We start from the raw sequence: 11,971 nt of genomic DNA, 5'->3' as shown, positions 1-11,971 counted from the left end.
TCGGCGTATTTACGCCAAATTCTTCCCTAGCCGTCAACGTCAGCCTAGTCCTCAAACGGGTCCGTCACAAGTATGGTGTCGTCACGTTCGGGGCTGGTGGAAAGCAGCGCCACCGGCGCACCGATCAATTCCTCGACCTGACGCACATATTTGATCGCCTGAGCCGGAAGCTGCGCCCAGCTGCGGGCACCGACAGTCGATTCTTTCCAGCCTTCCAGCGTGATATAGCGCGGTTTTGCCTGGGCCTGCTGTGCCTGGCTGGCTGGCAGGTGATCGATATCGACGCCATCGAGCGTATAGCCAACGCAGATCTTCAGTTCATCGAGGCCGTCGAGCACGTCGAGCTTGGTCAACGCGATGCCGGTGATGCCATTGGTGGCAACCGACTGGCGCACGAGCGCCGCATCGAACCAGCCGCAGCGGCGCTTACGGCCAGTGACAGTGCCGAACTCATGGCCTTTTTCACCGAGAAACTGGCCGATTTCATCGTGCAGTTCGGTCGGGAACGGACCTTCGCCGACGCGGGTCGTGTAGGCCTTGGTGATGCCGAGGATATAGCCGAGCGCACCCGGGCCCATGCCGGAACCGGCAGCCGCCTGACCAGAAACCGTGTTGGACGAGGTAACGAAAGGATAGGTACCGTGATCGATATCCAGCAGCGTGCCCTGCGCGCCTTCAAACAGGATGCGGGCACCCTTGCGGCGATGACGATCCAGCAGCAGCCAGACGGTTTCCATGAACGGCAGGACGCGAGCAGCAACCGAGGAAAGCTCGGTCATGATCGTCTCATGGCTCACTTCGGCTTCGCCAAGACCACGGCGCAGCGCATTGTGATGGGTGAGCAGCCGATCAACCTTGGCCGGCAGTGTGTCGAGATCAGCGAGATCCATAACGCGGATGGCGCGGCGGCCAACCTTATCTTCGTAGGCCGGGCCGATACCGCGGCGTGTCGTGCCGATCTTGGTGCCGCTGTTGGACGCCGCATCCTCGCGGATGCCGTCCAGTTCGCGATGCAGCGACAGGATCAGCGTGGCATTGTCGGCGATGCGCAGGTTTTCCGGGGTAATGGCCACGCCCTGCTTGTCGAGCTTCTCGATTTCCGCGATCAGCGCGTGCGGGTCGATGACCACGCCATTACCGATGACGGCGAGCTTGCCCGGACGAACGACGCCCGACGGCAGAAGGGAAAGCTTGTAGCTGGTACCGTCGATGACCAAGGTATGGCCGGCATTGTGCCCGCCCTGAAAGCGCACAACCACGTCGGCACGCTCGGAGAGCCAGTCGACAATCTTGCCTTTGCCTTCATCACCCCATTGCGATCCGACCACCACGACATTCGTCATTTCAGTTTTCCTGTTTCCACGCGCCTGTGATTGCGCTGTCTTCAAACCCGCGCATCTATACTGTTTTGTTTTTTGGAAAGCGACCCTGTTTAACCGGGGATTCGGGGTTTTTGCATGGCAAAGACCGCATTTCGCTTCCCTTCATCGATAACAACACCAGCGACGGCCAATAATGCGGGGTTGCCATATCCGTTCTGGATTGATTCAATACAACCGAGAATGAGGTGTTCTGCAAGATCGATACGACCGCTTCATTCTATCCGCTGCCATCGTTTGCTTCCCCGACTTGCCAGGAACACCGTGCCCGTCAATCTGCAAGCCTATATCATCCTTTGTATCACCACCTTGATCTGGGGTGGAAATTCCGTGGCCGGGAAAATGGCGGTCGGCCATGTCAGCCCGATGATGCTGACCGGCATGCGCTGGGTCATTGCCTGTATCGTGCTGTTGATTTTCGCGGCCCCGCAGGTACGCCGCGATTTTCCGGCCATCCGCAAAAACTGGCTGCTTCTTTTAGGCTATGGCACCGTCGGGTTCACCGCTTTCAACGCCTTTCTCTATTCGGCATTGCAATTCACCAGCGCCATCAATGCCGTCATCGAGCAGGCTGGCATCCCGATGGTGATCTTCGTGATGAATTACGTGCTGTTTCGCACCGCCTTTTCCATGGCGCAGATTGCCGGTTTCACATTGACCCTGTTCGGTGTTGCATTGACCGCATCGCATGGCGACCTCACCACGCTGCTCTCGCTGGATCTCAACCAGGGCGACGCCATGATGATGGCGGCGGTCCTGCTCTATGCCGGCTACACGGTGGCGTTGCGCTGGAAACCGGACATCCACTGGAAAAGCCTGATCGCGATCTCCGCCTTCGGCGCGCTGGTCAGCAGCATTCCGCTGGTCATCTGGGAATTCTCCACCGGCCGGATGATCTGGCCCGATACGCAAGGCTGGATCATCGTCGCCTATGCCGGCCTACTGCCCTCTCTCGTCTCGCAGATCCTGTACGTGCGAGGCGTCGAGTTGATCGGCCCCAACCGGGCCGGCCTGTTCATCAACACCATTCCGATCTTCGGCACCCTGCTGTCGATCGCCCTGATCGGCGAAGCCCTGCAGATGTTCCATATTATCGCGCTCGCACTGGTGTTGGGCGGCATCGCGGTGGCGGAACGCGGCCGTCCGCGCCTGCTTGAAGACACGAGAAAAAACTAACTGAAATCTGCGCTGTTGAGATCGCGCTCCATGTAGACGGCCTCGCTGCCATAGCCGGACAGCTTGGCGGCAAGCATTTCGTGCCTATGCACCGCAAAACTCTGCCGTTCCCAGAAACCTTGCGATCCGTTGACGGAGACGAGTGCGACGGTTCGGTATCCGGCCTGACGGGCCTGTTCGGCAAGCAGCCCTGCGACCTTGGCCCCTGCCCCGGAACCACGTGTCCCCGGCAGCAAGGCCAGATCGTGAAGATACCAGCTATCCGCCTCCCCCGGGATCTCGCCCAGCTTTCTATCGAGTTGCGGCGGTGAAAACCGGCGCCATGGGTGGCTGAGAAGATATCCCGAGATTGTACCGCGCTTTCCAAACACAAAGCATCCCTGCGGGCACAGTTCAAGCCGCTCGAGCAGGACATCACGCGCTTCGGGATGATCGGCATGCGCGATGCACTGGATGTCGTAGATGGCGGCAATGTCCACCAGGGCAGCCGGGCGCCAATCGGCGGAGCGGTCAATCATGTTCATTTCATTCACTTTCATCAACGGCAAACGCGCCGGAGGTCATCCGGCGCGTTTGTGTCAATCCTTCGGAGCCCAAAGTGCTCCGGCGTATCAGTCGACGTTGAAGACCAGTGGCTTGGCAGCCCGGATGGCCGGGTTGGCGCGCAGCTTGTCAAGAACGTCTTCAGACACGGCACCATCGACATAGAGCAACGCAATCGCATCGGCACCGGCATTGTGGCGGCCGAGCTGGAAGTTGGCGATATTGACGCCCGCGTCACCCAGCGTCATGCCGATGAAGCCGATCATGCCGGGAACGTCGGTGTTGGTGATGTAGACCATGTGGTTACCGACATCGGCGTCAAGGTTGATGTCCTTGATCTGGATGAAGCGCGGCTTTCCATCCGAGAACACCGTACCGGCAACCGAACGTGTCTGGTTCGCCGTCGTCACCGTCAGCTTGATATAGCCATCGAAGACACCCGACTTGTCACGCTTCACCTCGGACAGGATGATACCCTTTTCCTTGATCATGACCGGCGCCGAAACCATGTTGACGTCGGAAACCTGACTACGGATGAGACCGGCAAGGGCTGCACTCGTCAGCGCCTTGGTATTCATCCCGGCAGTCGATCCGTCAAACAGGATCTCGATTTCCTTGATGGCGCTTTCCGTCACCTGACCGACAAAAGCGCCGAGGACATCGGCGAGCCGGATGAACGGCTTCAGGATCGGTGCTTCTTCCGCGGTGATCGACGGCATGTTGATGGCGTTGGAGACGGCACCCTTGACGAGGTAGTCCGACATCTGCTCGGCAACCTGCAGGGCAACGTTCTCCTGCGCTTCCGTGGTGGACGCGCCGAGGTGCGGAGTGCAGACGACATTCGGCAGGCCGAACAGCGGGCTTTCCGTTGCAGGCTCGACCTCAAACACGTCGAAGCCGGCACCAGCGACATGACCGGACTTGATGGCATCGGCAAGCGCATGCTCATCGACCAGACCACCACGGGCGCAGTTGATAATACGCACGCCAGGCTTGGTCTTGGCCAGCGCTTCGCGGTTGAGGATGCCGCGCGTCTTGTCGGTCATCGGCACGTGCAAGGTGATGAAATCGGCCTGAGCGAGCAGTTCGTCCAGTTCCACCTTGGTGACGCCCATTTCCTCGGCCCGTTCCTTCGACAGGAATGGGTCATAGGCCAGAACATGCATCTTCAGGCCAATGGCGCGCGAGCAGACAATACCGCCGATATTGCCGGCGCCGATGACACCGAGCGTCTTGCCGGTGATTTCGACGCCCATGAACTTCGACTTTTCCCATTTGCCGGCCTGGGTGGAGCTATCGGCCTGCGGCAACTGACGGGCAACGGCAAACATCAGCGCAATGGCGTGTTCGGCCGTCGTGATCGAGTTGCCGAACGGCGTGTTCATGACGATGATACCGCGACGCGACGCGGCCGGGATATCGACATTGTCGACGCCGATACCGGCGCGCCCGATCACCTTGAGGTTGGTCGCAGCCGCAATCAGCTTTTCCGTCGCCTTGGTGGCGGAACGGATAGCGAGACCATCGTAATTGCCGATGATCGCGGCAAGCTTTTCCTTGTCCTTGCCGAGCTGCGGCTGGAAATCGACGTCTACGCCGCGATCCCGGAAAATCTGGACGGCGGTTTCCGACAGTTCATCGGATACGAGTACGCGAGGTGCCATGAGAGGCCTCCATTGGTTTCGTCAAAAAATCTGATTGGTGAGGAGGACCGCGCCCTGTTGGCGCGGTCTAAGCCGGTTAGGCGGCCGCCTGAGACAGCGTCGCCTTCTGGGTCGCAAACGCCCAGTCGAACCAGGGCATCAATGCCTTGATGTCCGAAGTCTCGATCGTCGCACCGGCCCAGATACGGAAACCGGACGGCGCATCACGGTAAGCGCCGATGTCATGGGCGACAGCCTGCTTTTCAAGCAGTGCCACCATGCCCTTGGCAAAGGCCTCCTGACCAGCGGCATCAAGTGCTGCAACGTCCTTGTCGACGATCTTCAAGCAGACCGAGGTGTTGGACTGCGTTGCAGGATCGACCGCCAGATTGGCGATCCAGTCCGTCTTCGCAACGAAGTCATGGATGGCCTGCGCATTGGCATCAGCCCGGGCGATCAGCGCCTTGAGGCCGCCGAGCGACTTTGCCCAGTTGAGCGCATCGATATAGTCCTCGACGCACAGCATCGACGGGGTGTTGATCGTCTCGCCCTGGAAGATACCCTCGATGATCTTGCCGCCCTTGGTCATGCGGAAGATCTTCGGCAGCGGCCAGGAAGGCTCATAGCTTTCCAACCGTTCGACAGCGCGCGGCGACAGGATCAGAATGCCATGCGCACCCTCACCGCCCAGCACCTTCTGCCAGGAGAAGGTGACGACATCGAGTTTGGCAAAGTCCAGATCCTGCGCAAACGCGGCAGACGTCGCGTCGCAGATCGTCAGCCCCTTGCGGTCCGCCGGGATGAAATCGGCATTGGCAACGCGGACACCCGAGGTCGTACCATTCCAGGTAAAGACGACATCACGGTCGAAATCGACCTGGGCAAAGTCGACGAGCTTGCCGTAGTCGGCAACGAATTTGCGGGTATCAGGGAGCTTCAGCTCCTTGACGACATCGGAAACCCAGCCGGAGCCGAAGCTCTCCCAGGCGACCATGTCAACGCCGCGCGGACCGAGCAGTGACCAGAGCGCCATCTCGACTGCACCGGTGTCGGAGGCAGGCACGATGCCGATGCGGTAGTCCGCCGGCACCTGAAGAATTTCACGGGTGAGATCGATCGCCTGCTTCAGCTTGCTCTTGCCAACCTTGGCACGGTGCGAACGCCCGAGGGCCGCATCAGAGAGCGCATCAAGCGACCAACCGGGGCGCTTGGAGCAGGGACCAGAAGAAAAATGAGTATTTGCCGGACGCAATTCCGGTGTCGCAGGGATCGTCATCGAAGCTATCCTTCCAGATAGAAAGCCTCTCGTTAGGGAGAGGTGGCCTGCCGCCGTGAATATGGCGGACAGGCCTGGAAGTCAAGAATGATGTGTCGTTTCCGGAAAGATTTTTGGCGCTCGAAGCATCGCTGAATGCGGATGCTCTTTCAGCTACCAGATTGACAGGCGCAAACCGGCGCGGATTTCGTGGCGGCCGAGACCGTCGTCGAGGCCGTCGATATCGCTGCCATTGAACATATCGCCGTCGGTGATCTGCGAATAGCGATAGCCGACGTCAAGCTTCAGCTGCTCGGTCATGTTGTAGGAAACGCCGGCCATCAGCGCGTAGGTCAGACGCCAGCTGCTTTCGCCGTCAAAGGTCTGGTTGACCGGCCCGGCACCGGAGCAGCCTGCCGCTCCCGGCACGCAGCTGGTGCGCAGTGCGACGTCGTTCCAACGAAGCTGCGTCACCCCGAGACCAGCACCGACATAAGGCGTCAAGCCAGCCACCGTTGCCAGATCGACATAGCCGTTCGCCATGAGGCCAATTGCCTTGTAGTCGGCATTTAGCCGGCCGCCGCAAGACGTTCCAGCGGCTTCGCCAGCGCAGGGAATGTTGGCCTGGCCGCTTCCGCGGACGTCGCCTTCGAAATAATCGCCAGTCAAATCCGCCCGAAACATGTCGTTGAACTGATAGCCAACGCCGAGGGTCCCGGAAAAGGGTTGGTCGAAATCATTGTCGAACGACGCGGAGTTGGTAGCGCCGGTGCCGGCATCGAACAGCCGCAGTGACGGGTCGCCACCGCGCGTCCATCCGGCGTAGCCAAGATCACCACGCAGGTAGAAACCCTGGCCGCTTGTCTCCAGCGGCGAGATGCTGACTTCCGGCGCTTCGAGAAGATCAGCAGCCATCGCCTGCCCCGCGGCAAACAGCAGGATCAGTGCAGATGCATTGAGGAGAGTGTGCCGCAACTTCATTTTGCTGTCCTTGGAAAATCGTAACGGCGACAGAAACGCCCGTCGCCCGTGTTAATATGTCCCCATCATCGCATCCACGGGTTAACCTCAGGTTAAGCATGCTTCTTAACCAAACAGGCCGGCAAAAACCGAAAAGGCCGCCCGGAAACCGGACGGCCTTTTGAAACGAAGAGCGCGATGCGCTTACTTGTAGACGATCGGCTCAGCCGGTGGGACGTAGGCTTCGGCGCAACCACCGAAGGAATAACGCAGACCTGCACGGGCTTCATGCAGATACATGCCCTTGTCGGATCCAGGACCGCTATTGGCGTTGTAGCCGAACATGTCGCCACCAAGCACGTGGCGGAAACGATAGCCTACGTCTGCCTTGAGGTTACAGGTCAGGTCGATCGCCGTACCGGCCATCAGGCCATAGGTGAAGCGCCACTTGCTACGGCCATCATGTTCGAAGCTCGGGTCGCAATTGGTGGGGTCGCCGATTTCGCAGCTGGTATTGCGCAAATTGTCCCACTTGACCTGCGTACCACCGATACCAGCACCCACGTAAGGCGTGAACGAACCGTAGGTGCCGATATCAACATAGGCGTTGGCCATCAGGCTCCATGCGGCAATTGCCGAAACATCGCGCGAAGTGCAGGCGACGGCGACGCCGCAACCTCCGGTCGTCGAGCCTTCAAAATCGGCGTTGCCGAGATAATCGAGCGTCACGTCCGTGCGCAGATAGTTGTTGATCTGGTAACCGACACCGACGCCGGCGGTCCAGCTGTCATCGAGATCAGCATCGTCGAAATCGCGGACAAAGCGGCCTGGGCCTTGATAGAAATTGGCGCCACGCAGATTGGTGAAGGCATAACCGACATCACCACGCAGATACCAGCCACTGGCCTCCGTGAGCTGGACCGGTTCTGCAATTGGCGGCTCGATGGGCGGCTCGTAAAGATCCGCGGCGAAGGTCGCGGTGCTGCCCAGCATAGCTGCAACAACGCCAATCAAAATAGTCTTCATGGCCACACTCCAATACTTCTCGTTGCCTGGTCAGCCGACAAACCGGCCTCCAACAAATTGTGTTGGTGTGGATCATGGATAAGAAAGGTTAAGGTCCAATTAACTACAAAAATTTACCGTAACTGTTAATGAGTTGGCTACAGCGCCAAGCAACGTGCGCAAATACTTAAATAACACACAAAAAAAGACCGGGCAAAACCCGGCCTTTTCAAGTCTCATCGCGGCAGACAGATCAGGCGACATTGCGCACACCGCCGATCACGCCTATCAGTTCATCCACGATACGCTCCACCTGGGCGCGGTCATCGCCTTCCGCCATGACGCGGATCAGCGGTTCGGTGCCGGACGGACGGATCAGCAAACGGCCGTTCTTGGCAAGCTCCGATTCCGCATCGGCGATAGCCTGGCGCACGGCAGCGTTTTCAAGCGGCATGCCGGCAGACACCCGGACGTTCTTCAAAACTTGAGGCACAGGGTCGAACCGATTGCAAACTTCGCTGACGGTTTTGCCCTGCCGCTTGACGCAGGCAAGGATCTGGAGTGCAGCAACGAGACCATCACCGGTGGTGCCGAAGTCGGAGAGAACCAGATGGCCGGACTGCTCGCCGCCGACGTTGAAACCGTGTTGGCGCATGTGCTCGACCACGTAGCGGTCACCGACCTTGGTACGGTGCAGATCCAGCCCGCGGCCGTTGAGATAGCGCTCCAGGCCGAGATTGGACATGACAGTCGCAACAATACCATTGCCCTTGAGCACGCCATCGTCCGCCCAGCTATTGGCGATAACAGCCATCAACTGATCACCATCGATAACCGTGCCGTTCTCATCGACGATCAGGACCCGGTCGGCATCGCCGTCAAGCGCAATACCGATATCGGCCCGCACTTCATGCACTTTCCGTGATAGCGCAGCAGGGTGTGTAGAGCCGCAGTCGAGGTTGATATTGACGCCGTTCGGCTCATTGCCGATGGTCACCACCTCGGCCCCAAGCTCCCAAAGGGCCAAAGGCGCGACCTTATAGGCAGCACCGTTCGCGCAATCGATAGCAACCCTCAAGCCCTGCAGTGTCACATCGCGCGGTAACGTGCGCTTGGCATGTTCGATATAACGGTAGATGTCGCCCTCGACGCGCTTGGCCCGGCCGATTTCCTGCGACTTGGCAAGCTGTGCCGTCATGTCCTTGTCGAGCAATTCCTCGATCTGGCCTTCAAGATCGTCGGACAACTTGTAGCCGTCCGGACCAAACAGCTTGATGCCGTTGTCTTCGAACGGATTGTGAGAGGCCGAGATCATCACGCCAACGTCGGCGCGAAGCGAGCGCGTCAGCATCGCCACGCCGGGGGTTGGAATAGGACCGAGCAGGAACACGTCGAGCCCCGCGGCGGTAAAGCCGGCCACCATCGCGTTCTCCAGCATATAGCCGGACAGGCGCGTGTCCTTACCGATCACCACGCGGTGGCGGTGCCCGCCGTTGCGAAAGATCGTACCGACCGCAATGCCGACCCGCATCGCCAGATCCGGCGTCATTGGAAACACATTGGACTGGCCGCGGATCCCGTCCGTGCCGAAATATTTGCGCTTCATAAAAACTCCAATTTCTATCTGGGGTGCCAGCGGCTCACCAGGAGAGCACGTCCGGCGACATCGCCCTGGATTCCATCTCAAACCCAACGGGTCACTTCAAGAAACCCGTCGCCGGGGCGCATCCTCAACGACCGCTCTCCCGCCGCGCTCAGGCTTGCAGTTATGCCTGCAGTTGCGCCAAAATCCGACGCATCCTTTTGGGCGACCTCGCTACCTCATGCCATAAATCTTCTGCAACAGCATCCCGTTGTATCATCAGAATTCATTACAGCGCGTTACCAAGCCGGAGCCAGTCGGTACAAACGAAAACCGCCGCGCATCAAGGCGCGGCGGTTTTCGGTTCGATTGCCTGCTTCACGCAAGACTATTGCGGTTGCGGCTCAAACCCGCCTTCGGCTTCATCACCCTTGCCGACCGAACCATCTTTCTTAGTGCCGGCCGACGGAACGGCCGAACCACGATGCGGCGTCGAGTCGTCGCCAAGGTCGCGAGCCGGCTTTTCGCCGCGGATCAACGCCTTGATTTCATCGCCAGTCAGGGTCTCGTATTCGAGCAGGCCTTCCGCGATGGCCACGAACTCGGCGTGCATCTCCGTGATGATACGCTTGGCTTCCTGATACGCTTCATCGATCAGGCGGCGCACCTCGTTGTCGATCTTCTGGGCTGTCGCCTCGGAAACGTTCTTTGATTGCGAAACAGAGTGACCGAGGAAGACTTCCTGCTGGTTCTCGCCATAGGCAACCTGGCCAAGCTCATCGGAAAAGCCCCATTGCGTCACCATCGCACGGGCAAGCTTGGTGGCCTGCTCGATATCGGACGACGCACCGGAGGTGATGTTTTCCTTGCCGAAGGTGATTTCCTCGGCAACACGGCCGCCCATCATGATGGCAAGGCGCGACACCATCCACTTGTAGCTCATCGAATAGCGGTCGCCTTCGGGGAGCTGCATCACCATGCCGAGTGCACGGCCGCGTGGAATGATCGTCGCCTTGTGCAACGGATCGGCGACCGGAACCTTCAGCGCCATGATGGCATGACCGGCTTCGTGATAGGCAGTCAGCTTCTTTTCGGCTTCGGTCATGGCGGACGAACGGCGTTCCGCGCCCATCATAATCTTGTCCTTGGCGTCTTCGAATTCCTGCATGGTGACAACACGCTTGTTGCGGCGTGCGGCCATTAGGGCAGCTTCGTTGACGAGGTTCATCAGGTCGGCACCGGAGAAACCAGGGGTACCACGGGCCAGAACCTTCAGATCGACATTCGGCGCCAGCGGCACATTGCGGATATGCACCTTGAGGATACGCTCGCGGCCATTGATATCCGGGTTCGGAACGACAACCTGGCGGTCGAAACGGCCTGGACGCAAAAGGGCCGGGTCGAGAACGTCGGGACGGTTGGTCGCAGCGATCAGGATAATGCCTTCATTAGCCTCAAAGCCGTCCATCTCGACCAGCAGCTGGTTGAGCGTCTGTTCGCGCTCGTCGTTGCCACCACCAAGACCGGCACCACGATGGCGGCCGACGGCGTCGATTTCGTCGATGAAGATGATACAGGGCGCGTTTTTCTTGGCCTGTTCGAACATGTCACGGACGCGGCTTGCACCGACACCGACGAACATTTCAACGAAGTCAGAACCGGAAATTGTGAAGAACGGTACATTGGCTTCACCGGCAACCGAGCGGGCAAGCAGCGTCTTACCGGTACCGGGAGGACCGACCAGCAGCACGCCGCGCGGAATGCGGCCGCCGAGGCGCTGGAATTTCTGCGGGTCGCGCAGGAATTCGACGATTTCCTCGAGGTCCTGCTTGGCTTCGTCCACACCTGCGACATCGTCAAACGTCACACGGCCATGGGCTTCGGTCAACAGCTTGGCCTTGGACTTGCCAAAACCCATCGCACCACGCGAACCACCCTGCATCTGGCGCATGAAGAACAGCCAGACACCGAGGATCAGCAGCATCGGCAGCAGCGTACCGACATAGCTGAGGAAGCCGGACGAACCATCGGTTTCGGGGCGAACCGTCACAGTTACGTTCTTGGCTTCCATACGCTCGGTCAGGGCCGTGTCGATCGCAGGCGCATAGGTCTGGAACGTCGCGCCGCTCTCGGCATACGAGCCGATCACCTTATTGCCGGTGATCACCACTTCCTTGACGCGACTTCCGTCAACATCCTTCAGGAATTGGGAAAAGGGAACTTCCTTCGAACCAGTACGCTCGGTCGGCTGCTGGAACATGCTGAACAGCGCGATCAAAAGCAGGGCAATGATTGCCCAAAGTGCAAAATTTCTGAAATTAGGGTTCATCGAACTCCCCGGAACCTCTGTCGCAACCCGCAATGATTTGTGGCTGCATTCTTGCGCCTAACATAGGGTTGCGTGACCAGCTTGCCAAGGCAAACTCAA

At 59.2% G+C, this 11,971-nt stretch carries 9 protein-coding genes; 1 reads left to right on the top strand and 8 read right to left on the bottom strand.

The features are described 5' to 3' along the window. Positions 1–44: 44 nt before the first annotated feature. Complete coding sequence (locus ACSQ3J_RS17645; RefSeq protein WP_060506455.1) at positions 45–1,343, bottom strand: adenylosuccinate synthase; 1,299 nt, start codon at positions 1,341–1,343, stop codon at positions 45–47. A 300-nt stretch (positions 1,344–1,643) separates the two neighbouring features. Here ACSQ3J_RS17645 and ACSQ3J_RS17640 point away from each other — a divergent pair, with 300 nt between their 5' ends. Next, positions 1,644–2,555 (top strand): DMT family transporter, encoded by a 912-nt coding sequence (locus ACSQ3J_RS17640; protein WP_060506456.1) that lies wholly within the window; start codon positions 1,644–1,646, stop codon positions 2,553–2,555. On the opposite strand, the gene ACSQ3J_RS17635 is transcribed toward ACSQ3J_RS17640, so the two are convergent. The 7 genes from ACSQ3J_RS17635 to ftsH form a co-directional block, all read right to left on the bottom strand. Beyond that, positions 2,552–3,073, bottom strand: coding sequence for a GNAT family N-acetyltransferase (locus ACSQ3J_RS17635; RefSeq protein ID WP_162246400.1), 522 nt, complete (start codon positions 3,071–3,073; stop codon positions 2,552–2,554). The genes ACSQ3J_RS17640 and ACSQ3J_RS17635 overlap by 4 nt on opposite strands. A gap of 93 nt (positions 3,074–3,166) precedes the next feature. After that, positions 3,167–4,762, bottom strand: coding sequence for a phosphoglycerate dehydrogenase (gene serA / locus ACSQ3J_RS17630; RefSeq protein ID WP_060506458.1), 1,596 nt, complete (start codon positions 4,760–4,762; stop codon positions 3,167–3,169). Positions 4,763–4,838: 76 nt separating this feature from the next. Then, entirely contained in the window at positions 4,839–6,017 is a 1,179-nt protein-coding gene (locus tag ACSQ3J_RS17625; protein ID WP_060506459.1) for a phosphoserine transaminase, read from the bottom strand. Between the two features lie 153 nt (positions 6,018–6,170). After that, positions 6,171–6,977, bottom strand: coding sequence for an outer membrane protein (locus ACSQ3J_RS17620; protein ID WP_060506460.1), 807 nt, complete (start codon positions 6,975–6,977; stop codon positions 6,171–6,173). A 183-nt stretch (positions 6,978–7,160) separates the two neighbouring features. Beyond that, the gene (locus ACSQ3J_RS17615; protein WP_060506461.1) at positions 7,161–7,982 is read right to left on the bottom strand and encodes an outer membrane protein; all 822 of its coding nucleotides are present in this window, start codon (positions 7,980–7,982) and stop codon (positions 7,161–7,163) included. 232 nt (positions 7,983–8,214) lie between these two features. Then, complete coding sequence (gene glmM, locus ACSQ3J_RS17610; RefSeq protein WP_060506462.1) at positions 8,215–9,567, bottom strand: phosphoglucosamine mutase; 1,353 nt, start codon at positions 9,565–9,567, stop codon at positions 8,215–8,217. A 364-nt stretch (positions 9,568–9,931) separates the two neighbouring features. After that, positions 9,932–11,872, bottom strand: coding sequence for an ATP-dependent zinc metalloprotease FtsH (gene ftsH, locus ACSQ3J_RS17605; RefSeq protein WP_060506463.1), 1,941 nt, complete (start codon positions 11,870–11,872; stop codon positions 9,932–9,934). Positions 11,873–11,971 lie beyond the last annotated feature (99 nt).

The sequence above is a fragment of the Rhizobium sp. LjRoot98 genome, assembly GCF_964252935.1.
Classification (GTDB): Bacteria; Pseudomonadota; Alphaproteobacteria; order Rhizobiales; family Rhizobiaceae; genus Pararhizobium.
This window is presented reverse-complemented; position numbering and strand designations above follow the sequence as displayed.